This window comes from Janthinobacterium sp., assembly GCF_031995485.1.
GTDB lineage: Bacteria > Pseudomonadota > Gammaproteobacteria > Burkholderiales > Burkholderiaceae_D > Janthinobacterium.
In genome coordinates this window covers 1-23,125 of record NZ_DAMAGB010000069.1, presented here as the reverse complement: position 1 = coordinate 23,125, position 23,125 = coordinate 1, and the positions used below count along the sequence as shown (strand labels likewise).

Genomic DNA, 23,125 nt, shown 5'->3' with positions numbered 1-23,125 from the left:
TTGTTGATTTCGGCCGCGATGGCGCCGCCGGCCAGTTCCTTGGTGGTGCGCTCGTCGAACGGTTTCAGGGTGGCGAACACGATGCCGGCGTTCGGTGCATTGGTGAAGTCATTGATCGACAGGCCCGGGAAGGCAATCGTCGACTCCACGCCAGGCACCGACTTGATCACGTCGGACATGCGGCGGACCACGTCTTCGGTGCGGTCCAGCGAGGCGGCGTCGGGCAGTTGCGCGAAACCGACCAGGTACTGCTTGTCCTGCGCCGGCACGAAACCGGCGGGCACGGCCTTGAAGGTGAAGATGGCGGCGATGACCAGCAGCGCGTACACGCCCAGCGAGGCGCTCTTGCGGCCCAGCACACCCTTGACGCCCGCTTCATAGCGGTGCGAAGCGCGGCCGAAGAAGCGGTTGAACCAGGCGAAGAAGCGGCCGAAGACCTTGTCCATGCCGCGCGTCAGCGCGTCTTTCGGCGCATCATGCGGTTTGAGCAGCGCGGCCGACAGGGCCGGCGCCAGGGTCAGCGAGCTGAATGCCGAGATCACGGTCGAAATGGCGATGGTCAGCGCAAACTGGCGGTAGAACTCGCCGGACAGGCCGGGCACGAAAGCGATTGGCACGAACACGGCGCACAGCACCAGCGCGATGGCGACGATGGGACCGCTGACTTCTTTCATGGCCTGGATGGTGGCGTCGCGCGGCGACAGCCCTTCCTCGATATTGCGCTCGACGTTTTCCACCACCACGATCGCATCATCGACCACGATACCGATGGCCAGCACCAGGCCGAACAGCGACAGCGTGTTGATCGAAAAACCAAAGCCCAGCATGACGGCAAAGGTACCGACGATGGAGACGGGCACGGCCAGCAGTGGAATGATGGACGCGCGCCAGGTCTGCAGGAAGATGATCACCACCAGCACCACCAGCGCGATGGCTTCGAGCAGCGTATGGATCACCGCTTCGATCGACGAACGCACGAACTGGGTCGGGTCGTACTCGATGCGGTATTCCACGCCCTGCGGGAAGTCTTTTTTCAGTTCGTCCATCTTGGCGCGCACGTCGGACGACAGCTGCAGCGCGTTGGCGTTCGGCGCTTCGAAGATACCCATGCCGACGGCCGGATTATTGTTCAGCAGCGAGCGCAGCGAATAGCTGTTGGCGCCCATTTCCACGCGTGCCACATCTTTCAGGTGCGTCACCGCGCCGTCGGCATTGGTACGCACGATGATGGCGCCGAATTCCTCGGGCGACTGCAGGCGGCCCTGGGTGTTGACGGTCAGCTGGAATGGCGAGTCCTTGGCCGGCGACGCGCCGATCACGCCGGCGGCAACCTGCACGTTCTGCTCGCGGATGGCTTCGACGACGTCGTTGGCCGTCATGCCGCGCGCCGCCACTTTCTGCGGATCGAGCCAGATGCGCATGGCGTAGTCGCCGGCGCCGAAGATCTGGATATCGCCCATGCCCTGCAGGCGGGCCAGCTGGTCCTTGACGTTCAGCACCGCGTAGTTACGCAGGTACATGTCGTCATAGCGCTTGTTCGGCGAGACCAGGTGCACCACCATGGTCAGGTTGGGGGACGACTTGACGGTCGTCACGCCGATCTGGCGCACTTCCTCCGGCAGGCGCGGCAAGGCGCGCTGCACGCGGTTCTGCACCTGCGTCTCGGCCTGCTCGACGTTGGTGCCGATCTTGAAGGTGACGGTCAGCATCATCGCGCCATCGGAGGTGTTTTGCGAGGACATGTACAGCATGTTCTCGACGCCGTTGATCTGCTCCTCCAACGGTGCGGCGACGGTTTCGGCGATCACTTTCGGGTTGGCGCCCGGGTACTGCGCGCGCACCACCACCGATGGCGGCACGACGTCGGGATACTCGGAGATGGGCAGGCCGAAGATCGACAGCAGCCCGGCCACGAATATGACAATCGACAGTACCGCCGCGAAGATCGGCTTGTCGATGAAAAAGCGTGAAAAGTTCATGGTTTATTCCTTGGTGGTCGTTGCTGCCTTGGCGTCCGCCTTGGCGGCAACCTTGGCGTCTTTTGCTGCCGGTTTGGCTGGTGCGGCCGGCGCCGTCGGGTCGAAGTCCATCGCCACCAGCTGCGGCGTGACCGGTGCGCCAGGACGCACGCGCTGCAGGCCGTTGACGACGATCTTCTCGCCCGCTTTCAGGCCTTCGCGCACCACGCGCAAGCCGTCGGAACTCGGGCCCAGCTTGACGGCGCGGTATTCGGCCTTGTTGTCGGCGCCCACTACATACACATACTTGCGGCTCTGGTCGGTGCCGACCGCGCGGTCGCTGATCAGGAGGGCCGAGCCCTGTGCCTGCGGGCCGTTGCCGCCATCGAGCTGGATGCGGGCGAACAGGCCCGGCACCAGCGTGCGGTCGGCGTTGGCAAAGGTGGCGCGCATGCGCACGCTGCCGGTGGCAGGGTCGAGCTGGTTGTCGACGAATTCGAGCTTGCCTTCGTGCGGGAAGCCCGCTTCGTTGGCCAGGCCCACCTTGACGGTCACCGGCGTGCCTTTTTGCGCCGTGCCGGCCACGCGCAGGTAGGTGTCTTCATCGCCGTCGAAGCTGGCGTAGATGCGGTCGGTCGAGACCACCGAGGTGAGGATGGCGGTGGCGTCGATCAGGTTGCCGACGGTGATTTCGGCTTTCGAGACACGGCCGCTGATCGGAGACTGCACCTGGGTATACGACAGGTTCAGCCTGGCCGCTTCATATGACGCCTGGGCGGCGCGCACATTGGCGTCCAGCTCTTTCATGCCCGACGCCTTTTCATCGAGTTCGCGCTGCGGAATGGCTTTTTCGGCCAGCAGTTTTTCGGCGCGCGACAGTTCCAGCTTGGCCAGTTCGGCCTTGGCGCGGGCGGAAGCGGCAGCACCCTCGGCACGCGATACCTCGGCCTGGAACGGACGCGGATCGATCACGAACAGCACGTCGCCCTTTTTCACTTCGCTGCCCGGCTTGAAGTTGACCGAGGTAATGAAACCGCCGACGCGCGAACGGATTTCCACGCGTTCGATCGCTTCCAGGCGGCCCGAGAATTCCTGCGATTCGGTGATCTGCTTTTCGATTACGGCGGCGGTCGAGACCGGCGGGCCGCCGGCGGCGGGTGCGTCGGGCACCTTGCTGTTGGCCGAATCGCAGCCCGCCAGGCTGACGGCAACCAGGCCGGACAGCGCCAGCGCTGCGGCCAGCGGCTTGAGCAGGATAGAAATTTGTTGAACGTTTTTCATTTTATTTCCCTGTTTTATGAAAATTTCTAATGGTCTGGGCGAAACGAAGCCACCCAGCTTGTAAAAGTGAATGATGGTGCGTGGCGCCCGACGGCGCGCGGTCAAGTTTCAAAGGGGCCGCCTGGCGTCAGAAAAAGCAGGCGGGGTCGGCAAAGCTGGCTGTACGAATGCACAGCGCAGAAAAATAGGATAAGATCAGGAAACTACACTACACAGTGTAACAACTGAAAATCAAAAAGTAAACCAGTAAGTGTAATTTTTTACGGTATCGCGGATGGCGGGGTCATGGAACGCTCTCCTTGCCAAGGCCGGTAACAAAACTGGCGATCTCGCACAGGGCGTGGACCTTGCACGCGCATTCATTGCGCGCACCGGGTTCCTTCAGCGGGGCCGACGGCATGCGCCGCACCGTGGTCTTGATGCCACAGGCGATCAGCTTGCTGCCGTATTGTTCAGCCTCATCGCGTAATGGGTCGTCCTCGCCCGACAAAATCAGGGCCGGCGGCAGGTTTTTCAGGCGGCTCGACTGCAGCGGCGATGCATACGGATGGGTGCGGTCGGCGGCGTTCGGCAGGTAGCCGCGGTAGGCGGCGGCGCAGGCATCGGCCACTTCCACCAGCTCCGGGCTGGCCGGCAGCGAGCGCATCGAGCAGGTCGACAGGCCGGGGTCGAGCATCGGCATGATCAGGATCTGGCCGGCCAGCGGCGGGCCGCCGCGGTCGCGCGACATCATGGCGCACACGGCAGCGAGGTTGGCGCCCGCTTCGATGCCCGACACCACCATCTGCTTGCCGCTCCAGCCCAGCTTGGCCTTGTTCTTTTTCGCCCACAGCAGCACGGCATGCGCGTCTTCGACGGCGGCCGGGAACGGCCGCTCCCTGGCCAGCGTATAGTTCGAGGCCAGCACCACGTGGTCGGGGTTGCTCAGCACCAGGCAGCGCAGGAAGTCGTCCGCGTCTTCCAGGTCGCCATCGTCGAAGCCGCCGCCGTGAAAGAACACGATCAGGCTCGACTGTTTGGCGCCCGGCACGCCGGCCGTGTAGATGCGCGCGTCCAGCGCTCCCAGCTCGCCCTGCACGGCGATATCGCGTATCTTCAGCGATTCGGCAGGTGCCATGTCGGCCAGGACGACCGGTGCGTTCATTGCACCACCACCGGCGCCACGGCCATGTCCAGGCCGGCATCGTTCACGCACAGCAAGGTACCGCCGACTTCATGGGTCAACGCGCTGTAGCCGCTCGCTTCGGCTTGCGCCGCCTGCGAATACGCGTCCGTATACACCATCCCGGCCAGAGCAAGCGAGCTCAGTGTGAGCGCGAACAATGCAAAGATTCCATTCCGATGACCCATGATATTTCTCCCGTAACTATCGACTGCGTTTCCTGCAACTTCAATTTATGCTGCAGTACAACAACTATAGTCTTGATCTACAATATGATAAAGAGGGCAATGATGAATTGATTGTTCAGCGTCTTGAACAATAGCGACAAAAATACCAAGGAATCAAGTGAACAAGCTGCAAGCGATGGAAGTGTTTATCCAGGTGGTCGATGCAGGCGGCTTTACGCGCGCGGCGGAAAACATGCAGCTGCCCAAGGCCACCGTGTCGACACTGATCTCGACGCTGGAATCGAGCCTGGCGGTAAAACTGCTGAACCGCACCACGCGCCACGTCAGCATCACTTCCGATGGCGCGGCCTATTACGAGCGCTGCGTGCGCATCCTGGCCGACGTACGCGAAGCGGAAGAATCGCTGTCGCGCACGCGCCTGAGTCCCAGCGGCCGCCTGCGCGTCGATGCGCCCACGGCGCTGGCCAGCGAACTGCTGATTCCCGCCCTGCCCGACTTCTTCGCCCGCTATCCCGACATCGTGCTGGAACTGGGCTGCAGCGACCGCCCGGTCGACCTGATCGAGGAAGGCGTCGACTGCGCCGTGCGCGGCGGCGAACTCGGCGACGTCAACCTGATCGCGCGCCGCGTCGGCGTGCTGCATTTCGCCACCTGCGCCTCGCCCGGCTACCTGGCCCATCATGGCACGCCGCTGCATCCGAACGATTTGCCGCGCCACCGCGGCGTGAATTTTTTCTCGTCCAAGACGGGCCGCACCTTTGAATGGGATTTCACGCGCGACGGCGAACGCATCCAGATCGCCATGCCCAGCCATATCGCCCTGAACGACTCGAACGCCTACACGGCGGCCGGCGTGGCGGGCTTGGGCATCGTGCAGATGACCCATTTCATGCTGGCGCCCCTGATGGAACAGGGCAAAATGGTCGAGTTGCTGACCGACTGGGAATCCGACCCGCTGCCGATCCACGTGATCTATCCGCCCAACCGCCACCTGTCGGCCAAGGTGCGCGTGTTCGTCGAATGGGTCGCCGACATGTTTACCAACCACCCGGCCACGCAGATGAAAACCAAGCACGCGCGCGCCGACCAGACAGAAGGACAGCCATGACCGCAGCACAGCAAGCAAAGCACTCCATCGTCTTCCTCGACCGCGACAGCCTGATTGCCAAGGTTCGCCCGCCCGCCTTTGCGCACGAGTGGGCCGAGCACGCGCATACCAAAGGCAGTGCCGACACGGTCGCGCGCTTGCAAGGCGCCAGCATCGGCATCACGAACAAGGTGCCGTTGCGCGAGGCCGAACTGGCGCAGCTGCCGGACCTGAAAATGATCGCCGTGGCCGCCACCGGCACCGACATCATCGACCTGCCCGCCTGCCGCGCGCGCGGCATCGTGGTGGCCAATATCCGCGACTACGCGCGCGCCACCGTGCCCGAACATACCCTGGCGCTGATGCTGGCGCTGCGCCGCCAGCTGGTGGCCTATCGCGCCGACATCGAGGCGGGCCTGTGGCAGGCGTCCGACCGCTTCTGCCTGTTTGGCCACCCGATCCGCGACCTGGCCGGCAGCCGCCTGGGCCTGCTGGGCTACGGCGCGCTGGGCAAATCGGTGGCGCAGCTGGCGCGCGCCTTCGGCATGGAGGTGGCCGTGCATAACCGCTCGCCCATCGACGAAGACGGCGTGACCGAAGTGTCGCTGGACGAACTGCTGGCCACCTCCGACATATTGAGCCTGCACCTGCCGCTGACCGACAAGACGCGCAATATCATCGGCGCCCAGGAACTGGCCAGCATGAAGCCCACGGCCCTCTTGATCAACACGGCGCGCGGCGGCCTGGTCGACGAAGCGGCGCTGGCCGAGGCGCTGACAAACGGCGTGATCGCCGGCGCGGGTTTCGACGTGCTCTCGAAAGAGCCGCCGGCGCCCGACAACCCGCTGCTGCAGCTGCGCCTGCCCAATTTCATCCTGACGCCACACACGGCGTGGGCCAGTGGCGAGGCGATGCAGAAGCTGGCCGATATCCTGATCGACAATGTGGAAGCGTTCGAGCGCGGGGCGCCGGTCAATGTGGTGGCGTAGGTCGGATTAGCGGCGAAGCCGTGTAATCCGACAACATTGTTGACGCTGATTGTGGTGGTGTCGGCTTGCGCGCTGGCGCGCTAATCCGACCTGCCCTTCAACCACAGCCCGAATTCCTTCATCACCGCCACCACCGGCAGCAAGCGCTGGCCATCCGCCGTCAGCGCATATTCGACCTTTACCGGCACTTCCGGATACACGGTGCGCGCGACCAGCTTCGCCTCCTCCAGCGCGCGCAGGTCGAGCGTCAGCATGCGCTGTGAAATATGCGGCACGTCGCGCCGCAGCTCGTTGAAACGTCTTGGCCCGTCGATCAGGTAGGACACCAGCAGCAAGCGCCAGCGCCCGCCCAGCAGGCGCATCGCTTCTTCGATCGAACATCCCGTTACGCTTTCCTTCATGGCCGCCGCTTTCGCATTCAAGTATAAAAAATGTACCTACACCACATTATAGTGCCTTCTTCCATTTTTATACCTGCTGCCTATAATGGCTCTCCAGGCAGGCTCGCCTGGAGCCGCCATTACCGGAGCCGTCATGAAGTTTTACCATATCCCTGCCAGCTGCTCGCTGGCGCCGCACATCATCCTCAACGAACTGAACCTCGATGTCACGCTGGTCAGTGTCGATTACCGCCGGCACGTGACCGGGGACGGCGCCAACTTTCATGAAGTCAATCCGCACGGCTACGTGCCGGCGCTGGAGCTCGATGACGGCCGCATCCTGCGCGAAGGCCCGGCCATCCTGCAGTACCTGGCCGACCTGCATCCGGACAGCGGCCTGGCGCCGGCCAACGGCACGTTCAAGCGCTACCGGCTGCAGGAGTGGCTCAATTTCCTTTCCACGGAAGTGCACAAGGGCTTCATTCCTCTGCTGTATGCGGTGCAGGCAGGCAAATATGTCGAGCTGGCGAAACCGAAACTGGAGCAGCGCTATGCGTGGATCGATCAACAGCTGGTCAGCCGGCCGTATCTGATGGGCGAGGCCTTCGGCGTGGCCGATGCCTACCTGTTCGCGCTGACGGGATGGGGACAGGCGCCTTGGCTGACGTCATATTACAAGGCCGATATCCATTTCGACCAGCTGGAGCATCTGCGCGACTGGTACCGGCGCGTGCGGACGCGGCCGGCAGTGCAGCGGGCGCTGCGCCAGGAAGGGCTGCTACAGGACCTGCTGCGGTAGCGCCGATATGTCGTCCATCGCCACGACCTTCCTGAGCACCCTCGCCAGCCGGCGCTCGTGGCGGCCGACAGCTTCCCAGTTCCAGTCTCCGGCCAGGCCGAACTCCGGGTAGTGGGATTGCCATTTTTCGGCGCGCTTCTGCGAATTGGCGCCCACATGCGATGCCGGTCCACGGCCATGAGGCAGCCGCAGATAGACGCGGATCACGCCCCACCCTTCGCAGACATGGCGACAAGTTAAGCCATTGCATTTGTCCGGGTCGAGCGCGATACGGCGCGGTGCGAAATGTCCGCCCATATCCGGATAATGCACGGCGAGCAAGACTTCGCTGGCACCCCCGGCGTCCAGCCTGGCCGCATACGCGCACAGCTGCGTGGCAGACTGAAACTGCAGCGCCGGCTGCTGCGGCGCCGAATACGCTTCGGCAACGCGCGCGCCAGGCTTTGAAAAGATGGCTTCGGCCATCGAAGTGATTTCTGCGATTGACATTGCCACTGCGCCTGCCTTTCATGGTCCTGATCGAAAAGAACCATCGTAGCATGTAGCAGATCAGCGCTGATGCCTGCTGAAAAACTCCCAGATCGCCTCGTTCGCATCGAACGCCGTGGTCGTCTTGCCGATCGGCAGGCCGATATTGAAGGCGTCGGCGCCGGGCCAGGTATGGCCGCCCTCGCCGACCGTGATCAAGGCCACGCTTTGCTTTCCATTACCCAGTTCCTGGCGGCTGGCCTGCGTGGCATCGCCTGTCACGGCCGGCAGCAGCCGCGCAGGCGGCAGAGCGGCCGTGATGCCGTTGACATCGGCCCAGTAGCGCAGGGTTGCTGCGGCGGACAGATAACCGGTGGCCTTTCCTTCATACTGCACCACCTGGTCCGCCGTGCCGTGTATCAGCAGCACGCCGGCCTTGCCCTGATGCTGGTGGTGCGCAATCACCGGCTCCGGCATCGGCGCGCCCACTGACGCCACGGCGGCAAACTGCTGCGGCATTTCGGCCGCCAGGCGCAGGGCAAAGAAGCCGCCGCGCGACAGTCCCGTGGCGTACACGCGCCGCTCGTCGATGCGGTAGTCCTGTCTGAGCTTGTCCAGCATCGCCTGCGTAAAGCCGACATCGTCGGTGCCGGTGAGATAGTCCATGCCGAAACCCACATTCCAGTCCTGCTTGATGCCTTGCGGGTAGACCACGATAAAGCGGTGCGCATCGGCCGTCCTGTTCATCTGCGTGTACAGCATCTGCTCGGCCATGGTCATGCCGCCGCCGTGAAAATTGAAGACAACGGGAAATGCCTGCTGCGGCTGGCTGTCGTAGGCCGGTGGCGTATAGACGATATAGCGGCGCTTGGCGTCCTTGTGCTGCAAGGTCTGCACCTGGGCCACGGCGGGGATACAGGCCGCGGCCAACAGCAGCAGGCTCAAACTATATTTCATGGCGTTCTCTCGTGGTGATGGAGAACGCAGCATAGGCAGCGGCAGGTGAAATCGCGGTGAAATCGGCAGGCTTTATGCCGTGAGCGCAGGAATGATATCGACCCGGTAGTCAAGCAGGCCTGGGTAAAAGCGGATATCCCAACCCATTACCTGGGCCAGCCGCAGCAGCAGATGCTGCCCATGCGAAAAACCTTGCACCCGCATGGCCTGTCCGCCCGGCACGGTATTGTGGAGGGACAGGCAGCCCTGCTCAAAGGAAAGGCGCAGCTGGCACGCCGGGCCGCCATGGAACAGCGCGTTGGCCAGGCAATTATTGAGCAGCAACAGCACCAGTTGCCGGTTGCCGCGCACCGCCAGGCGCCCGGGCAAGTCCAGCGTCAGCAGGCTGGCGTCCCACGCATGCTGCTCCAGCAGGCGCAGCAGACATTGTTCAATGCAAGCGCGCAATTCGACCGCCTCGGATGCGACCTGCCCGGCGCGCGCCATGGCAAACAGCAGTTCGACGGTGTTGCTCATCTCAGCCACGCCGTCCTGCAGCTGCGACTGCTCCTGCGGCTGCAAGGGACGCGCACCGGCCAGCGCCAGCGTATTGCGCATCACGGTGAGCGGCGTGCGCAGTTCATGGCTGACGTCGCGGGCGAACGCCTGCTCGCGCTGCAGCGCCGCCTGTAGCTGGCCGAAGGTCGTCTCCAGGCGCTGCGCCAGGAAGCCGATCTCGTCGGGCCGCTCGCGCGCGCTGAAGCGTGGCGTGCTGTCGGGCGTCAGCGCGCGCGCCTCGTGCGCCAGCCGCTGCAGGGGCGACACCAGGCGCCGCGCCAGCAGCCAGGCCAGCAGCAGCGCCAGGCCGACCAGCGCCAGCGCCACACCGATCAAGACGCCGCCCACTTCCCGCACCAGGCGCGACACCACCAGCAGCGGCGCCACGTCGGCCAGCAGATACCAGCGCCCAAGCTTGCCGCCGTCGTCAACCGCCAAAGCCATCACGTGATAATGCTGGCCCGTACCGGTAAATACTTCGGCGCGCGGGGCCGACGGTGTCAATTGCCGGCGTACCACCGCCGGCAAAGCCGCATGCTCGCGGTACACCGTGATCAGGTCGCTGCCGGCCGCCGCCGCGCGGTCATGCTGGCGCAAACGCGTGGTGATGGCGGCCGCTTCGCGTTCCAGCAAACGCTGCACCAGCATGTCTTCGGTCACGTACGAAATGACCACGGCCAGGCCCGTATAGGACAGGCACAGCAGCACGGTAAAGCCGGCCAGCGCCACGAACAGGCCGCGCCGTATGGTGCTGGCCATCGCTAGCCTTTCTCGTCCGCCAGCGCCAGCCGATAGCCCAGCTGCGGTATCGTCACCAGCAGGCCGGCGCCGCCAGCCGCTTCCAGCTGCTTGCGCAGCGCATAGATATGCGACTTGAGCGCATCGCTTTCCGGCGGTTCGCTGCCCCACAGGTGCGCGCTCAGGGCGGCGCGCGCAACGGCATGCGGGTGTTCGCGGCACAGCAGCATCAAAATTTTGAAGCCGCTCTGGGTCAGCGACAGCGCGACATCGCGGTAGTGCGCCCGGCTTTCGCGCGCCAGCAGCATGAACGGCCCCACGCGCAGTTCCTGGTGCACATGCAACTGGCTGCGGCGCGCCAGCGCCTCGCAGCGCAGGGCCAGCTCGCGCAGGTCGAACGGCTTGGTCAGGTAATCGTCGGCGCCGTCATGAAAGCCGCGCGCCTTGTCTTCATAGGCGTCGCGCGCGGTCAGCATCAGAATCGGCACATTGCTGGGCGCGCCCGCCTTGATGGCGCGGCACACCTGCAGGCCGTCGATATCGGGCAGGTTCAGGTCCAGCAGCACCACGTCATAGACATGGCTGGTGGCCAGCCGCACCCCCAGCGCGCCGGTGCCGGCATGGTCCAGTTGCCAGCCCAGGCCGTCGACGAACGTGGCGATCTGGCGCGCGATGCCGGCATGGTCTTCGATCAGCAGGACAGTGAGCACTGCCGCGCTCATGGCACTGCGGCGATACGCGCATAGATCCAGAAATTGCCGGGCATTCCCCGGACCAGCCGGTAATGGCGCAGATAGCCTTCGCGCGCAAAACCGCAGCGCTCGAGCAGCCTGATCGAGCCGGCATTGGTTTCGAGCACGGTTGCCTGCAGGCGCAGCAAGCCCAGCTGTTCGATACTCCAGTGCGCCACCGCCGTGACGATGGCGCAGCCCACGCCCTGCTTCCAGACGGCGGGCGAAAGGTCGTAAGCGATTTCCGCCGTGCGATGCACGGGTGACACCGTATGCAAGCCGATCGTGCCGACCAGTTGGCCGCCGTCGCGCAGCACCACCGCCAGCCGCAGCGGCGAGGCCGGGTCGGCCGATTCATAGGCGTCGAAGTCCGCCAGCAGGTCGTCGAGACAATCCAGGTTCCAGCTGGTGTGGCGCACCACCGCAGGGTCGCGCAGATAGCCATACCAGGCGGGCGCATCGGCGCGCAACAACGGGCGCAGGCTGACCAGCGGATGATCGAGGCGAGGCAGACTGGCTGGCATCATGGCCGCGGAGTGCCGTCGCCGTGCAGCCTGGCTTGCCACGCGCGCCGCAGCAAGCCATACAGCGCCGAATCGCTGACCTGGCCGCCGACGATCCAGCGCTCGGCCAGGTAGCCTTCCTGCTTGAAGCCCAGGCGCAGCAAGGCATTGGCCGAGCCGGCGTTCTGGGGGTCGATATCGGCTTCCAGGCGGTTCAGGTCGCGCTCGACAAACGCGTACTCCAGCAGCGCCGTCAACGCTTCATGCATATAGCCCTGGCCCCAGTACGGGCGGCCCAGCGCATAACCGATCTCGGCGCGGCGGTTCTGCCGGTGCACGGCAAACAGGGTGCAGCTGCCCAGGTATTCCCCCGTTGCTTGCAACGTAATGGCAAAACGGAAGAACTCCTCCTTGCCAAACGCTTCGGCGTCATCGGCGATCTGCTGCACGGCGCGGGCCGGGTCCTGCCAGGGCGGCTCGCTGAAGTAACGCATTACTTCCGGATCGGAATGCATGGCGAACAGGGCATCGGCATCGGATGCTTGCGGCGGACGCAGGATCAGGCGCCCGGTGGCGAGGGTTTTGGTATAAGCCATGCGATTCCAGTGGACTGGGGAAATGGACGAATCTTATTATTTCATGCAACTATAATGGTGTGGCAATTTTTTCATCCGAATTTTCCATCTTTTCCCATCCCACAACCGACCCGTACATTCATGCACAGAATCCAGCTTACCCTGCCGCTGTCCTTCGTCGCGCTGGCAATCTGGATGGGCCTGACCCTCAGTGGCCGCTGGCTGCAGCCCGGCAGCCTGCCCGCCACGCTGGCAGCCTCGGTCGCGGACGGCATCGGGCTGCCGTGGGTGCTGGCGGCCCTGTTCGCGCTGGCGCTGCTGCTGGCCTCCAGCCGGCGCCGCGCAGCCGGCCTGGGCATGCCGGCGCCGGCACGGACCGTCTGGCTGGCCTGGCCGCCCCTGCTGTATGCGCTGCTGATGCTGCTGCTGGCCTGGGCCGGCGGCTGGCCGCAGCCGACGATACTGCTGGTGGTAGCGTGCAACACGGCGCTGGTGGCAATCTCGGAAGAACTGATGTTCCGCGCGATTTTGCTGCAAGGCATGATGGAGCGATTGGCAATCTGGCCGGCCGTGCTGATCTCGTCGCTGCTGTTCGGCATGGCGCACACCGTCAATGGCTTGAGCACGGGCGACTTCAGCGGCGCCCTGTGGCAGGCGGCAGCGGCCGCCATGCAGGGTATCGGCTATGCGGCCATTCGCCTGCGCACCCGGTCGGCATGGCCGATGGTCCTGGTACACGGCCTGTGGGATTTCGCGCTGGTGACAGCGATGCTGTCGACACCGTCCCAGGGCGAGGTATCGGTGCTGCCTTATGCTGCCTTGCTGGCGGTATTGCCGCTGTGCCTGTATGGCGCCTGGCTGCTGCGGCCGAGCCAGCGCGCGGCCTTATCGTGTTCGGCGACTGTAGTTTAAAATATATTGACAGCAATTTAACGTCTTGCGCCCTGCCCCGACCACAAGGAGAAGTCCATGCAAAAAATCGCCACCGTGATGATCTGCGCTTGTTTACTGTCTGGCAGCGCCTGGGCGTTCGATCCTGTCAGACACGAAAAAGTCGCGCTGGCGCAAGGCGCGCCGATGCAGAAACTCAGCGGCAAGATCAAGGGCTACGCGACGGTCGAATACAGCGTCACGGCGCCGGTCGGCGGCAAGCTCGCCATCAGGCTCAACAGCGCCAACACCTCCGCCTATTTCAATCTCAGCCTGGATGGCGCCGATGAAGCGCTGTTTGTCGGCTCGCGCGACGGCAACCGCTACCAGGGCGACATTGCCGCGCCGGGCCGCTACAAGGTACAGGTCTACCTGATGCGCAACGCGGCCCGTAAAAACCAGACGGCCAGCTATGTGCTGGAAATCGGCGCCACTGGCACCTGACGATGCGCGCGCTGCTCAATGTCGTGCTGCTGGCGCTGACGCTGCTGGGCAGTGTCCATGCGCGGGCCCAAAGCACGGCAACTGCGACGGCGGCCACGCCGATCGCGGTGCAGGATATCCTGCCACGTGCCGATCAGGAGCAACAGCGGCTCGAATCGGCCAAGGCCCTGCTGGCCGCGCCCGCGCCCGATGCGCGCCTGCGCGCCATGCTCGATGCCGTCGCCGTTCCGGTGCAGGCCAAGCTGCGCGCCACGCCGGGGGTAGCCTTGCGCGACCTGCCGATCATGCGGCTCGAAAGCCTGGCACGCCACTGGCAGTTCGACGCGCGCCGGCTCGATCAGTGGGAAGTCGCGGCGCGGCGCGCCTTCGCGCCGTATGCCGACAGCGCGATGCAGCTGGCGCAGCGGCGCGCCGCCTGGTCGGCCACGCGCGCCGCCGGCCTGCTCGACGGCTTGCCGCCGGCGCTGACCGAGCGGGTCGACACCATGCTGGCGCAGATCGACGCCACCGAAGCGGCGCTGTCGGTGGTGCTGGCGCGCCAGTTCGAGCTGACCCGGCGCAGCAGCGAACTGAAGGCGCAGATCCAGACGGGCCGCAACAGCGTTGCCGCCGCCATCGACGATATCGACCAGCGCCTGCTGCGCGTCGATATCGCGCCTCTGTGGCAGGGCATCGGCGCTGGCGCCACTTCGCAGGCAACGATGGCCACCATGCAGCGCGGCATCGAGATCGAACGCCAGTTCGCCGTCGACTATCATGCGGCGGCCACCGGCAACCAGCAAGCGGTGCGCGCGGTGCAGTTCCTGTTGCTGCCATTGATGATCTGGCTGGTACTGCGCAGCCAGCACGCCCGTGATCCCCACAACACCAGTGGCGCGGCGCGCGCCCTGCGCCGGCCCTTCTCGGCTTGGCTGCTGCTGTCGATGCTGGCGGTGGTGGCGCTGCAGCCGGACGCGCCGCTGCTGGTCGAAGAATTTGCCCTGCTGATTGCCCTGGTGCCCGTGCTGCGCCTGCTGCCGGGCGACGCCACGCGCTCGCTCGGCATCTGGCCGACCGTGGCCATTGCGCTGTATCTGCTCGACCGGCTGGGCCTGGCGGCGGTGGCCGACATCAGCCTGTACCGCCTGTTCCTGCTGGCGCTCAATGCGCTCGCCCTCGGCCTGACCGTGCGCCTGCTGCGCCACCCTGGTCCGCCGCCCGGCGACGCGCGCGCGCAGCGGCTGCAATCGCTGGTACGCCCGATCGGCTGGGCGGTGCTGCTGATGCTGGTGGTGGCCGCCCTGTGCAATATAGCCGGCAATGTGTCCATGGCCGAGACGCTGACCAGCGGCGTGATCGACAGCGGCTACATGGCGCTGCTGCTGTATGCCAGCGTGGCCGTGTGCCATGGCCTGTTGCACGCCGTGCTGAGCCAGCCGGAAATCGCCCGCCATGGTTTCGTGCAGCGCCACGGTCCGCTGCTGGAAGCTGCCTGCACCCGCCTGATCGTCTTCGGCGCGGCGCTTGCCTGGCTGATCTACAGCCTGCACCGCCTGCGCGTGCTGCGTCCGCTGCAAAATGCCGGCGCCAGCGTCCTTGGCATCGGCCTCGAAGTGGGCGAAGTCGCATTCGACCTGGGCGATATCCTGGTGTTCGCCGTGTCCAGCTGGCTGGCATTCTGGGCCGCGCGCGTGGTGCGCCGCGTGCTGCGCGAAGAACTGCCCGGCCACAGCCGGCTGCCGCGCGGCGTGGGCAACAGCATCGCTTCCCTGAGTTACTACGGCGTGCTGCTGGCGGGCCTGCTGATCGCGCTGTCGGCGGCCGGCTTCAAGGTCAGCCAGCTGGCGCTGGTGTTCGGCGCGCTGGGCGTGGGCATCGGCTTTGGCCTGCAAAACGTGGTCAACAATTTCGTCTCGGGCCTGGTGCTGATGTTCGAACGGCCGATCCAGCCGGGCGACGTCGTCGATGCCGCAGGAACTTCCGGCACCGTGCGCGAGATCAGCCTGCGCGCCACCACCATCCGCACCTTCGACGGCGCCGACACGGTGGTGCCGAACGGCGTGCTGCTGGCCAGCAATCTCACCAACTGGACCATGTTCGACCGCCAGCGCCGCTTCGAGATCACGGTCGGCGTCGCCTACGGCTCGGACCCGGCGCGCGTTCTCGGCGTGCTGGCACAGGCGGCCTGCGATACCCCTGGCGTCGCGCAGCAGCCGGCGCCGGTGATACTGTTGACAGGCTATGGCGACAGCGCGCTCAACTTCGTGGTCAAGGCCTGGACCACCGATATCGGCAGCTGGATGGCGGTGCGTGGCGAGCTGCTGAGCCGCACGCTGGCAGCGCTGCAGGCGGCGAATATCGAGATCCCCTATCAGCGGATCGATATCAATCTGCGCCCCACAGAGGCTCAATAGGACCGGGCAAGCCCGGCTGCCCTGAGGCTACGGGCCGCTTCATGGCCCGTCGCCACTGAGCACGGTCAGCGGCGTGCCCGCCCCGCCTTGCGACAGCGGCGCGGCGGTCACCAGCAAGGTAGTGCCAGGCAGCAAAATGGGCGCCACGCTGTCGTAGAACGGCGCCGGAATCTGCACCCGCTGGCGCACGGCGGCGTCGAGCGGCCGGCCCGCTTCGCCGGCATGGCCGGCCACGCCCACATACAGCCAGGCGCCGTCCTTGCCCAAGGTCAGCACATGGGTGCCGTCGTTGTCGCCAGGCAGCACAGCGCGCGAACGGCCGATCTGCACGCCGTTGCGCAATACCACCACCGCCTGGTCGCTGCGCGACATGACGATGGTGACCGGGCCGGACCTGGCGCGCTCGGGCGCCCAGAATTCGCCGTCCTGCGCGCCATCGTTGACCGCGCTCACGGTGTTCGGCGCCAGCACCTCGCCACCAGCGCTCGCCATCTGATGCGTGGCGCCGTCGCTGACGACCACCGTGGTGCCCTGCCGCGTGGTGCCGAACAGTTCGCGCGCAAACGCATACGGCAGATGCACGCAGCCATGGCTTTCCGGATAGCCGGGCAAGCCGCCCGCGTGCAGCGCAACGCCATCCCATGTCAGGCGCTGCTGATACGGCATGGAGGCGTTGTTGTACGCGTTCGAGTGATGCACCACATTCTTTTCCAGGATGGTAAACACGCCGGTCGGCGTTTCATGGCCCGGCTTGCCGCTCGACACAGTGGACACGCCGATGCGCACGCCGTTGCGATAGATGGTCGCCAGCTGGCGCGACAGGTCGACATACACCAGCACCGGACCGGCCGGCGCGATAGCCGGCGCCCATACCCACTGGCCCGGTTTCAACAGTTGCGCGCGCTTTGCCAGCTCCACCGGCGAGGACACCTTCGCTCCCTGCGCGGCCGCCGCACCGGCAATCAGGCAAGCTGCAACGAGGATCAATATTCTGGCAGAAAGAGAGTACGCCATCAGAAACGCCGGTGCCCTTCGTCGGCATCGCAGCGGCCGTTGAACTTGATCAGGCCGTCAATCGTGATGGCGCCGTTCATGCGGTTGATCGACAGGCGCGGCTGGTTCATTCCATTGAGGCGAAACTTGCCGCGGATTTCATTGTGGCCGACGATCAATTCGTCGATTGGCCACCAGCCATCCTGATTGCTGCCGTGCAGCGGCGGAATCAGCCTCTTGGGCAGCTGGATATCGCCACGGTCGCCGTGGATCGAGATGGTCAGGGTCGCCTGGAAGTCGGACTTGCCCAGCTCCATGCTCTGTTTCGGCACGTATTTGTGCTGTTGCGCATCCCATTCGTAGCCGGAACGGTATTCGGTGGTGGGCTTTTCGGCGCCGCCGTAACAAATCAGCTGAATGTCAGTACCTCTTTCATCGCGTCCGTCGTCGCGATAGCGGTCCTGAGCGTGGGCTGCGCCTGAAGCAAGCAGCGCCAAGGTCAACAGCATGCGGCATACTTTCATGATCGATCTCCCTGGCAAAATTTTAGCGAACCGGCCTTATTATTTCATGCAACTATAATGATGTGACAAGATTTTCATTCGACTTTTCAGGATCAAGGCATGTCTTTTTTTTCACGTGATTATGAGGTGTTCCTGCTGCTGGCAGCGCCCGGTTCGCCCGGCCTGTGGCAGGCGGAACAATGGACGCCATTTGCCGCCGCCATCGGCGCCGTGGTAGCCCAGGCGCGCACCGGCAGGACGGGCGTGCGCACGCATCAGTACAACCCGCAAGGCAAGCTGATTCCGTTTGGCCGCATGGGCTGGGATGCGAAATCGCATGCCAGGTGGACGCACACGCCCGACACCGTCGGCGCGCGCTTCATGAGCCTGGAAGCATGGGCGCCGAGCTGGACGGTATGCGAAAAGGAGGACCTGGCGCCCGACCTGTTTATCAGCCTGTTCAATGAAGAGCGTCTGACGGCGGCTGGCAAGCCCCTGCTGTTCGGACAGCGGCTGGTCTGCGCGGTTGCCACCGAACTGGGCGAAGAGGCCTGCGCCACGGTGAAACAGGCTTTGGCACAACTGGCGGCGCAGCAGCAGGCCCCCGTGTTTGCGCACGCCCGCCGGCCGTGGGGCAAGGCGATGCTGGGCGGCTTCGGCAGCGCCATCCAGGACCTGGCGCTGACCGATCTGTTCAAGCCGGGCAATCCGCATGAACGCGCGCTCGACGCCGCGACCTTCCGGGGACGCTGGAACTTCATCGAGGCCGGTCCCGCATCGGCCTGATTATTTCAGCCGGCGCCCCTGCTGCTCCAGCAGCATGCGCGCCGGTTCAAGCTGCTCATTTGTCACCAGGAAAAAAGCCTGCAGCTCGTCGAACGGCGACACCGCCACCAGCGTCCAGCCATGCGGCATCAGCTGCTGGCGGAACCAGCCCAGCACGCCGCTGGCAAAGTCGGCGCTGGCATACACCTCGCGCTGCTGCCGGGCAGTCGGCGCAGTGATGGCGATATCGAGCCGGTGCGCCGCGATGGCCTGCCGCAGTTCGCCGGTGCCGATCTCAGGCCACTCTTTCCACTCCCACTCGCCGGCTGGCAACAGCATTGCGTCCAGTGCTGCCAGTTCATCCGCCGACAGCGCGCGCCTGTTCCGGAACTGGCGGATCTGCCGCACCAGCCGCGCCAGCCGCTCTGCCAGGTCGTCTTGCGCATCGCTATCGAACTCGGCAACGCCATCCTCGTTCTCGACCACCACCTCGAATTGCAGCGGCGAACTGCCCGCCACCGGCGTCAGCTGGTAGCTGGTGTAGTCGGTAAAATCGGTCGAGATCGTCAGCACGCCGTCTTCCCACTCGTGCACGGTTTCGTCGTCTTCATCGTAAAAGGTGGTGCAGGCCTGGTCCGGTTCGGCCAGGCTGATCAGGAAGGCGGCGTGCCCGGCAAATGCTGGTTCTGACATGGGGTCTCCGATGGACAGTAGCTGATGGGGAGCGTTTGTGCGCCGGTGTCATCATAGCCAGGTAATTGACAAGGCGACGCCCGCATGGCAAGGTAGGGCCATGTCGTCACCGCGCCCAACTCCACCGTCCATTATTATCGCCATGCAGACCATGGTGGATTAGCGCAGTCATCACATTGCCAAAGCCGCCTGAGGGGCGGCTTTTTTGCAAGGCGCCTCGCGGGTTTTCTTCTACTCACAGCGAGCAACCATGCACCCTACTTCGAACAACACTCACGCAGCTTCTCCGACCCTGCACCTGGTATGCGGCAAGATCGCATCGGGAAAATCCACGCTCACCCAGCGCCTGGCAGCGCAACCGTGCACCGTGCGCATCAGCGAAGACGATTGGCTGGCCCGGCTCTACCCTGGCCAGATCAGCAGCGTGGACGACTACCTGGTCCATGCGGCGCGGCTGCGCCTGGTGGTCGCGCCCTTGTGCCGGCAACTGCTGGGCGCGGGCGTGTCCGTGGTGCTCGACTTTCCCGCCAATACCCCGGCGAGCCGGGGCTGGCTGCGCGAACTGGCCGAGCAGGCAGGCACGCCCCACATCCTGCACTTGCTCGACGTCAGCGATGCCGAGTGCAAGGCGCGCCTGCGCCGGCGCAATGAGGATGGGCAGCATCCGTTCCAGACCAGCGAGGCGCAATTTGACGCCATCACGCGCCATTTCGTGGCGCCCGATGCGGCCGAAGGGTTTCATGTGGTACGCGTGACAACCTAGAAGGTTCCCGGCAACAAAATCTTCTGGTCCACGTGCTGCACATCGCGCAGGCCGCAGAAGGCCATGGTCAGGTCCAGCTCGTTGCGTATGATATCGAGGCATTTGGTCACGCCCGGGCGGCCCATGGCGCCCAGGCCGTACAGGAACGGCCGGCCGATATACACGCCCCTGGCGCCCAGCGCCACGGCCTTGAGTACATCCTGGCCCGAGCGGATGCCGCCGTCCATATGCACCTCGATTTGCGCACCGACCGCGTCGACGATGGCCGGCAGCGCTTCGATCGACGATTGCGCGCCGTCGAGCTGGCGCCCGCCATGGTTCGACACGATCAGCGCGTCGGCGCCGCTGGCCACGGCCAGGCGCGCGTCTTCCGCATCCATGATGCCCTTGATGATCAGCTTGCCACCCCAGCGCTGCCTGATCCACTCCACATCCTTCCACGACAGGCTGAGGTCGAACTGCTGCTGGGTCCAGGCCGACAGCGACGACATGTCCGATACCGAGGTGGCGTGGCCGACGATATTGCCGAAGCCGCGCCGTCTGGTCCGCAGCATGCCGGCTACCCAGCGCGGCCTGGTGGCCATGTTGATGATGTTCGGTATCGTCAGTTTGGGCGGCGCCGACAGGCCATTGCGCAAGTCCTTGTGGCGCTGGCCCAGCACCTGCAAGTCGAGCGTCAAGACCAGCGCGCTGCACCTGGCGACCCTGGCGCGGTCGATCAGGCGGTTGATGAATTCGCGGTCCTTCATCACATACAGCTGGAACCAGAACGGCTTTGTGGTGTTGGCGGCCACGTCCTCGATCGAGCAGATGCTCATGGTTGACAGAGTAAACGGCACGCCGAACTGCTCGGCCGCCTGGGCTGCGAGGATCTCGCCATCGGCATGCTGCATGCCCGTCAGGCCAGTCGGCGCCAGGGCCACCGGCATGCTGACGTGCTGGCCCACCATGGTCGAGGCCAGGCTGCGGTTTTCCAGGTTCACGGCGACGCGCTGGCGCAACTTGATCCTGGCAAAATCGCTGCTGTTGGCGCGGTAGGTCGATTCGGTCCAGGAGCCGGAATCGGCATAATCGTAAAACATGCGCGGCACGCGTCGTTGCGCCAGGATGCGCAGGTCTTCGATGCTGGTAATGATGCTCATGCATTTCCCCGTTCGATGGCAAGTCGAAGCATGATGGTGCATTTGACGATAATTGTCTATCTGTCAGGCAGATGCCTGACAGTATCGCATCGACAGCGTGATCACCAGTTGCGCACGCCGAGGATTTTCTCGCCCAGCTCGCTCAACTGCGCCTGCGGGTAGCGCAGCTTTTCCTGCTCCAGCGGATCGCCGGGAAATGCATATCCCTGCGGCGCACTGCGCTCGCGCCAGCTCTGCACGCGCCAGTCGCGCAAGCTGTGGTTGTCTTCCTGGGCCGGCGTAAAGGAAATATATTGCGCCAGGCGCACCTGGTCGGTCGAAGTATTCGGGCGAATGCCATGCGCCAGCAGGCTGTTAAAGATCAGCAGCTCTCCCTTCTTCATGGCGATGAATTCCATCGGATACGGCACCGTTGCCAGGTCCGGCTGCCACGGATTGCGGTCTTTCGGCGCCTGTTCGCGCCACTCCAGCAGATGGTTGAACAGTTCCGGATAGCATTGGAAGCCGCCGCCTTCGGGCGTGGTGTCGGACAGGGCCAGCACGCCCTGCACATTGACCGGCAGCGGGTCGAGCGTGGTGTCGGCATCCCAGTGGATGAAGCCGCCGAACTTGCGCTTGCCGCTATTCGGCGTATTCAGGTTGGCGCGGTCGATGGTCACCCACAGGTCTTCGCGGTCCCAGATATCGACAAAGGCGTCATATACGCGCCGGGTCTGGCGGTTGTCCCACATGGTCTGGTTATGATACGCCTCGACCATGCCGGAACCGTTCAGTTCCTTCATCGCATGATCGCGCCGCTGCGCCTGGTTCCAGGTCGATGGATCGTTTTCATCCATGCCCTGGAATTGCCACAGAAAATCCGTGGTGCGCTTGACTTGTTCCGGGCTGACGGCGTCCTTGACGATCACATAGCCATAGGTCTGCCAGTGCAAAAAGTCGCTGTCGCACAAGACGCGCAGCGGCAGCTGCTTTTGAATGTCGCGCAACTGCGCCTGCTCGATATAGGCCACGGAAGGGTTGCCGGGGCGCTCGTCGCCATACTGGTATCGGTCTTGCATTGCTGTCTCCTGTTGTGATGTGGTGGAACAGATTGTGCGGCGTAGCAGACATGGCAACTATGCAGGCAGCAGCCAATACTGATACTATCGTGACCATTCAACTGAAGAAAACGTCGCAATGACACCCTTGTTCGAACAAGTCACGATTCCCGCTGGCCACTCCTGGGGATTGCTGTGGCGCGAGCTCGACACGATTCCCTTTATCTGGCACTACCATCCGCAGTTCGAGCTGACCCTGACGGTCAACGCGCGCGGCCAGCGCTATATCGGCGACCATCTGGGCAATTTCGAGCCCGGCGACCTGGTGCTGGTGGGACCGAACCTGCCGCATACCTGGTCTGCCAGCGAGCGCATCGATGCGGCGCAGCCGATGCTGGCGGTGGTGGTGTGGTTTTCGCTGGAGTGGATCACGCAGCTGGCCAGCGTGCTGCCGGAACTGCACGGCTTGCGGCAACTGGCCCTGCGCGCCGGACCGGCGCTGCAATTTACGCCGCAAGTCGCGGCGCGCAGCGCCGCCATGCTGCTGCAACTGCACGCGCTGCCGCAGCCGCAGCGCCTGCCGCTGCTGTTGAGCGTGCTGCTGGAACTGGCTGGCGACATGCAGGCGCGGCCGCTGGCCTCGAACGCCTTGCAGCTGATCGCGGCCGATGGCCAGCAGCAGCGCATGGCGAAGGTGCTCGATTACATGCACCTGCATTTTCGAGAAGAGATTGCCATGGAAGAACTGGCAGAGCGGGCGGCACTGTCGCTGGGCGCGTTTCACCGCTTTTTCAAGCGCCATGCGCTGTGCACGCCGAGCACCTATCTGGCGCGACTGCGGATCGGACGCGCCTGCCAGCAACTGATCCAGACCCGGCATGGCGTTGCGGCCATTGCGCAGGAAGCCGGCTACCGGAACCTGGCGCATTTCAACCGCCAGTTTCGCGCCGACAAGCAGATGACGCCGCGCGCGTTTCGCCAGCAATACAGATAAGCGGAAAAAAACGGCGCCAAAATAGAAAAAGGGGACCAGATTTTACAATCTGATCCCCGATATTCTGGTGCGGCTGGCAGGAATTGAACCCACGACCCCTTGGTTCGTAGCCAAG

The 23,125-nt window shown here is 64.4% G+C and carries 25 protein-coding genes; 9 read left to right on the top strand and 16 right to left on the bottom strand.

Annotated elements, in window-relative coordinates; translation table 11 throughout:
• The 4 genes from RTQ46_RS25845 to RTQ46_RS25830 form a co-directional block, all read right to left on the bottom strand.
• Positions 1-1,979: efflux RND transporter permease subunit (locus RTQ46_RS25845; protein ID WP_312440466.1), on the bottom strand; the 1,979-nt coding region annotated here is incomplete at its 3' end.
• A gap of 3 nt (positions 1,980-1,982) precedes the next feature.
• On the bottom strand, positions 1,983-3,239 hold the full coding sequence (locus RTQ46_RS25840) for an efflux RND transporter periplasmic adaptor subunit (RefSeq protein ID WP_312440465.1): 1,257 nt from the start codon (positions 3,237-3,239) through the stop codon (positions 1,983-1,985).
• A 283-nt stretch (positions 3,240-3,522) separates the two neighbouring features.
• Positions 3,523-4,383, bottom strand: a complete 861-nt coding sequence (locus tag RTQ46_RS25835) for an alpha/beta hydrolase (protein WP_312440464.1) — start codon at positions 4,381-4,383, stop codon at positions 3,523-3,525.
• Positions 4,380-4,562, bottom strand: a complete 183-nt coding sequence (locus RTQ46_RS25830) for a hypothetical protein (protein ID WP_312440463.1) — start codon at positions 4,560-4,562, stop codon at positions 4,380-4,382. The genes RTQ46_RS25835 and RTQ46_RS25830 overlap by 4 nt, the downstream gene beginning before the upstream one ends.
• Before the next feature lie 184 nt (positions 4,563-4,746).
• Between RTQ46_RS25830 and RTQ46_RS25825 the strand changes: the two genes are divergently transcribed.
• Together RTQ46_RS25825 and RTQ46_RS25820 are read left to right on the top strand one after the other, a co-directional pair.
• A complete protein-coding gene (locus RTQ46_RS25825; RefSeq protein ID WP_312440462.1) occupies positions 4,747-5,697 on the top strand; it encodes a LysR family transcriptional regulator in 951 nt (316 codons plus the stop codon).
• Positions 5,694-6,665, top strand: a complete 972-nt coding sequence (locus RTQ46_RS25820; RefSeq protein WP_312440461.1) for a D-2-hydroxyacid dehydrogenase — start codon at positions 5,694-5,696, stop codon at positions 6,663-6,665. Before RTQ46_RS25825 ends, RTQ46_RS25820 begins: the two co-directional genes overlap by 4 nt.
• An 80-nt stretch (positions 6,666-6,745) precedes the next feature.
• On the opposite strand, the gene RTQ46_RS25815 is transcribed toward RTQ46_RS25820, so the two are convergent.
• Entirely contained in the window at positions 6,746-7,066 is a 321-nt protein-coding gene (locus RTQ46_RS25815; RefSeq protein WP_312440460.1) for a helix-turn-helix domain-containing protein, read from the bottom strand.
• Between the two features lie 133 nt (positions 7,067-7,199).
• Here RTQ46_RS25815 and gstA point away from each other — a divergent pair, with 133 nt between their 5' ends.
• Positions 7,200-7,844 carry a glutathione transferase GstA gene (gstA, locus tag RTQ46_RS25810; protein ID WP_312440459.1) on the top strand — a complete coding sequence of 215 codons (645 nt, stop codon included), beginning with the start codon at positions 7,200-7,202 and terminating at the stop codon, positions 7,842-7,844.
• On the opposite strand, the gene RTQ46_RS25805 is transcribed toward gstA, so the two are convergent.
• From RTQ46_RS25805 to RTQ46_RS25780, 6 genes are all read right to left on the bottom strand, one after another.
• Complete coding sequence (locus RTQ46_RS25805) at positions 7,824-8,309, bottom strand: hypothetical protein (protein ID WP_312440458.1); 486 nt, start codon at positions 8,307-8,309, stop codon at positions 7,824-7,826. The genes gstA and RTQ46_RS25805 overlap by 21 nt on opposite strands.
• 84 nt (positions 8,310-8,393) lie before the next feature.
• Positions 8,394-9,269, bottom strand: coding sequence for an alpha/beta hydrolase-fold protein (locus tag RTQ46_RS25800; protein ID WP_312440457.1), 876 nt, complete (start codon positions 9,267-9,269; stop codon positions 8,394-8,396).
• Positions 9,270-9,341: 72 nt separating this feature from the next.
• On the bottom strand, positions 9,342-10,565 hold the full coding sequence (locus RTQ46_RS25795) for a histidine kinase dimerization/phospho-acceptor domain-containing protein (RefSeq protein WP_312440456.1): 1,224 nt from the start codon (positions 10,563-10,565) through the stop codon (positions 9,342-9,344).
• Positions 10,566-10,567: 2 nt separating this feature from the next.
• Complete coding sequence (locus RTQ46_RS25790; RefSeq protein ID WP_312440455.1) at positions 10,568-11,266, bottom strand: response regulator transcription factor; 699 nt, start codon at positions 11,264-11,266, stop codon at positions 10,568-10,570.
• Entirely contained in the window at positions 11,263-11,802 is a 540-nt protein-coding gene (locus tag RTQ46_RS25785) for a GNAT family protein (protein WP_312440454.1), read from the bottom strand. Before RTQ46_RS25785 ends, RTQ46_RS25790 begins: the two co-directional genes overlap by 4 nt.
• Positions 11,799-12,374 (bottom strand): GNAT family N-acetyltransferase, encoded by a 576-nt coding sequence (locus RTQ46_RS25780; protein ID WP_312440453.1) that lies wholly within the window; start codon positions 12,372-12,374, stop codon positions 11,799-11,801. Before RTQ46_RS25780 ends, RTQ46_RS25785 begins: the two co-directional genes overlap by 4 nt.
• A gap of 120 nt (positions 12,375-12,494) precedes the next feature.
• Here RTQ46_RS25780 and RTQ46_RS25775 point away from each other — a divergent pair, with 120 nt between their 5' ends.
• The 3 genes from RTQ46_RS25775 to RTQ46_RS25765 are packed head-to-tail and all read left to right on the top strand — an operon-like array spanning position 12,495 to position 16,120.
• Positions 12,495-13,265: a CPBP family intramembrane glutamic endopeptidase gene (locus RTQ46_RS25775; RefSeq protein WP_312440452.1), complete on the top strand. Its 771-nt coding sequence runs from the start codon at positions 12,495-12,497 to the stop codon at positions 13,263-13,265.
• Between the two features lie 57 nt (positions 13,266-13,322).
• The gene (locus RTQ46_RS25770) at positions 13,323-13,727 is read left to right on the top strand and encodes a hypothetical protein (protein ID WP_312440451.1); all 405 of its coding nucleotides are present in this window, start codon (positions 13,323-13,325) and stop codon (positions 13,725-13,727) included.
• Between the two features lie 2 nt (positions 13,728-13,729).
• Positions 13,730-16,120, top strand: coding sequence for a mechanosensitive ion channel domain-containing protein (locus tag RTQ46_RS25765; protein ID WP_312440450.1), 2,391 nt, complete (start codon positions 13,730-13,732; stop codon positions 16,118-16,120).
• A gap of 39 nt (positions 16,121-16,159) precedes the next feature.
• On the opposite strand, the gene RTQ46_RS25760 is transcribed toward RTQ46_RS25765, so the two are convergent.
• Positions 16,160-17,134, bottom strand: coding sequence for a L,D-transpeptidase family protein (locus RTQ46_RS25760; RefSeq protein ID WP_312440449.1), 975 nt, complete (start codon positions 17,132-17,134; stop codon positions 16,160-16,162).
• Positions 17,134-17,637 carry a hypothetical protein gene (locus RTQ46_RS25755; protein WP_312440448.1) on the bottom strand — a complete coding sequence of 168 codons (504 nt, stop codon included), beginning with the start codon at positions 17,635-17,637 and terminating at the stop codon, positions 17,134-17,136. Before RTQ46_RS25755 ends, RTQ46_RS25760 begins: the two co-directional genes overlap by 1 nt.
• Positions 17,638-17,736: 99 nt before the next feature.
• On the opposite strand from RTQ46_RS25755, the gene RTQ46_RS25750 reads away from it, so the two are divergent.
• Entirely contained in the window at positions 17,737-18,402 is a 666-nt protein-coding gene (locus RTQ46_RS25750; protein ID WP_312440447.1) for a hypothetical protein, read from the top strand.
• On the opposite strand, the gene RTQ46_RS25745 is transcribed toward RTQ46_RS25750, so the two are convergent.
• The gene (locus RTQ46_RS25745) at positions 18,403-19,074 is read right to left on the bottom strand and encodes a hypothetical protein (protein ID WP_312440446.1); all 672 of its coding nucleotides are present in this window, start codon (positions 19,072-19,074) and stop codon (positions 18,403-18,405) included.
• 250 nt (positions 19,075-19,324) lie between these two features.
• Here RTQ46_RS25745 and RTQ46_RS25740 point away from each other — a divergent pair, with 250 nt between their 5' ends.
• A complete protein-coding gene (locus tag RTQ46_RS25740; RefSeq protein WP_312440445.1) occupies positions 19,325-19,837 on the top strand; it encodes an ATP-binding protein in 513 nt (170 codons plus the stop codon).
• On the opposite strand, the gene RTQ46_RS25735 is transcribed toward RTQ46_RS25740, so the two are convergent.
• Positions 19,834-20,979 (bottom strand): alpha-hydroxy acid oxidase, encoded by a 1,146-nt coding sequence (locus RTQ46_RS25735; protein WP_312440444.1) that lies wholly within the window; start codon positions 20,977-20,979, stop codon positions 19,834-19,836. The genes RTQ46_RS25740 and RTQ46_RS25735 overlap by 4 nt on opposite strands.
• A 101-nt stretch (positions 20,980-21,080) precedes the next feature.
• On the bottom strand, positions 21,081-22,037 hold the full coding sequence (locus RTQ46_RS25730) for a phytanoyl-CoA dioxygenase family protein (protein WP_312440443.1): 957 nt from the start codon (positions 22,035-22,037) through the stop codon (positions 21,081-21,083).
• A 118-nt stretch (positions 22,038-22,155) separates the two neighbouring features.
• Here RTQ46_RS25730 and RTQ46_RS25725 point away from each other — a divergent pair, with 118 nt between their 5' ends.
• Complete coding sequence (locus tag RTQ46_RS25725) at positions 22,156-23,010, top strand: AraC family transcriptional regulator (protein ID WP_312440442.1); 855 nt, start codon at positions 22,156-22,158, stop codon at positions 23,008-23,010.
• Positions 23,011-23,125 lie beyond the last annotated feature (115 nt).